The following is a 1,931-nucleotide window of genomic DNA, read 5'->3' as shown; positions in this document are numbered from 1 at the left end:
TAGTTTCGATTGACCTTTATTTGTCTGACTACTTTTTTTATTTTTCTTATGATCGAATATTGACAATATCATCATCTCCTCTGTACTTAATATGAGAGAAGGTGAATGTAATTATGTCAAGAAAGGTTTGTCAAAACATCTAGTGCTGAAAATCTTTCATTGTGCATTATTCAATTGGATATTTTTTTGCGTTTTTTCATAAATTCGTCGTTATTAATACAACATAATACCCACAACGTTAGTTTCGTGGTTTTCAATATTCCACAATCGGGCGCGATTCTTCAATAGGAAGGATCGTTTTTTTATTCAAATAACGATGTGAATTGTTGAAATATAGGTTTTAAATAAATATATCAGGAGCGAATCCCTAGGTCTGCCATGTTTCTCCTCTCTTTTTTCTTTTAAACAAACATTCCTTTGCATTCTCTATGGGAATCCCAAGTTTTTAGGTACTATTTAATGAATTCAAGACCATATACTAGGAACAAGGGGGGAAACGAATGACCGTTCATGTTGTCCAAAAGGGGGAATCCTTATGGCAAATTGCAAATCAATATCAGGTTCCGGTTCCTACTATTGTTGAAGTGAGTGGTTTGCCTTCTGCGAATGCGATCATACCTGGTCTAGCGCTTTACATTCCGGACGGAGCTATTGTTCAGGCAAGACCTTATATGGTCAAAGCAGGAGATACGTTTCGGCAGCTGGCTAATCGTTTTAATACCACGATAGAAGCTATATTACAAGCAAATCCAAGGATAGATTCGAGTCAATTATATATTGGCCAAAGGCTCCTGATTCCAACACCGTTGAAACCCCAAATAGAAACGCTAGGATTTATTATTCCATACTCACCACAATCCACTTTACCAATTCTTCGGACTTTATCTAATTCGCTTACGTATATAGCGGTTGTATCTTATTCGTTCACCACACAAGGCTATGCCTATGTGTTATTAGATGATACAGAGGTCGTTAGGGAAAGCAACAAGCTGGGTGTCACACCTCTTTTAATGATTCGTAACTTTACATCCGAGGGTTTTGATGCTGAATTAGCCGGGAACGTGTTTACTAATCCAGTTTATCGGAGAAATTTAATTGATAGTTTATTACGGTTTGTTAATGAAAAAGAATATGGCGGAGTTTCACTGGATATTGAATTTATTCCTCCTGCACGAAGGAGAGAGTTTAATACATTTTTGAACGAATTAAAAGCTGCTCTTGGTCCGCGCATTCTACATGTTAATGTACATGCAAAAACAGAAGACCTTCCAACGAATCGAATCGTAGGAGCCTATGACTATCAGTCAATTGGAGCGATTGCAGACATGGTAGCTGTTATGACAATTGATTATGGATATCCAGGTGGTCCGCCCAATCCGGTAGCCCCGTCGTGGTGGATGGATCAGATTGTCCGGTATGCAACAAGTTTGATTGATTCTCGTAAGGTACAAATTGCTTTTCCTTTGTATGGATATGATTGGAGAGTAATCGATAATACAACCACGGCTTTATCAGTTAATGGTGCACAAAACCAGGCAATCTCTGCTAACACAGTGATTGAATTTAATCAGGTAGCAGCCTCACCATGGTATCAAAATTGGAAGGGGATGGAAAAACATATCGTTTGGTTTGAAGATATTAGGAGTTATCAGGAAAAATACAATTTAGTCGATCAATATCAATTGTTAGGTGTAACGTACTGGCAATTGAACCTGCCAGCACCGCAGAATTGGGTTTATTTAAATAATCATTTTATTGTTACATAGAGCAACCGGATCTGGGTTGCTTTTATTATTCCTCAAAAAGGCTTAATTCTTTAATAAGAAATGCGAATTTCAAATTTGACATATATTGCGAAGTAAACAAAAAACAAGTCCCTCTATAAAGGGACGTTTCATTAGGAAATTGAATAGGTTATTCCAGAAAAGGGC

The 1,931-nt window shown here is 37.3% G+C and carries 1 protein-coding gene; it reads left to right on the top strand.

Annotation, left to right across the window (positions count from 1 at the left end; translation table 11 throughout):
* The first annotated feature begins 500 nt into the window (after window positions 1-500).
* Window positions 501-1,766, top strand: a complete 1,266-nt coding sequence (locus tag V7068_RS18600) for a LysM peptidoglycan-binding domain-containing protein (protein WP_499714018.1) — start codon at window positions 501-503, stop codon at window positions 1,764-1,766.
* The last annotated feature ends 165 nt before the right edge of the window (window positions 1,767-1,931 follow it).

Source organism: Bacillus sp. JJ634 (genome assembly GCF_036962285.1).
Taxonomy (GTDB): Bacteria; Bacillota; Bacilli; order Bacillales; family DSM-1321; genus Peribacillus; species Peribacillus asahii_A.
Note: the sequence above shows the minus strand (reverse complement) of the source record. Positions and strands in the feature narration are given on the sequence as shown.

Excerpts from the sequence above, each read along its gene's own strand:
- V7068_RS18600 (WP_499714018.1), top strand. The coding sequence starts at position 501 with ATGACCGTTCATGTTGTCCAAAAGGGGGAATCCTTATGGCAAATTGCA.